Here is a 658-nt window from a genome sequence, read left to right on the forward strand (position 1 = left end):
CAGGGCAAGGTGAAGGTCGAACTCACGCTCCTGGAGTGGAAGGACGGCCGGGACAAGATCAAGCAGGCCGTCGCCGCCGGCAAGGGCCCCGACGTCTGGCTGATGAACAACGGCCTGGAGCTCGACTACCTCAAGGCCGGCGCCCTCGCCCCGCTCGACAAGCTCGGCTACACCGCCGCCGACACCGAGAAGTTCCTGCCGCTGGCCGAGGTCGACGAGTACGACGGCAAGATGCACGGCGTCCCGCTCTACTTCGACGTGGACGTCATGCTCTACCGCACCGACATCCTCCAGCAGTACGGCATCGCCGCCCCGCCCAAGACCTGGGACGAGCTGAAGTCCACCGCGGCCACCATCACCGCCAAGTCCGCCGAAGCCGGGAAGAAGGTGGCCGGCTGGCAGTTCAAGGGCATGGACGACCACCTCAACGCCATCAACTCCACCTGGGAGAGCTTCCTCTGCCAGGCCGGCGGCACCCTCACCTCGCCCGACTTCAAGACCTCCACCCAGAACACCGAGGCCGGACGCACCGCGATGGAGTACATGAAGTCCTTCTACACCGAGAAGATCTCCCCGGTCGGCACCAGCGCCCTCAACGGCTTCATCAGCGGCGACGTCGCGATGTTCCCGTTCTTCCAGTCGGTCATCGCCAACGTCC

At 65.7% G+C, this 658-nt stretch carries 1 protein-coding gene; it reads left to right on the plus strand.

Annotated features, from left to right (window positions below; all coding sequences use genetic code 11):
• Positions 1 to 658 (plus strand): extracellular solute-binding protein (locus tag PUR56_RS01875; protein WP_329947569.1); only part of this gene is annotated, 658 nt, incomplete at both ends.

The organism is Streptomyces sp. BE303 (genome assembly GCF_036290945.1).
Lineage (GTDB): Bacteria > Actinomycetota > Actinomycetes > Streptomycetales > Streptomycetaceae > Kitasatospora.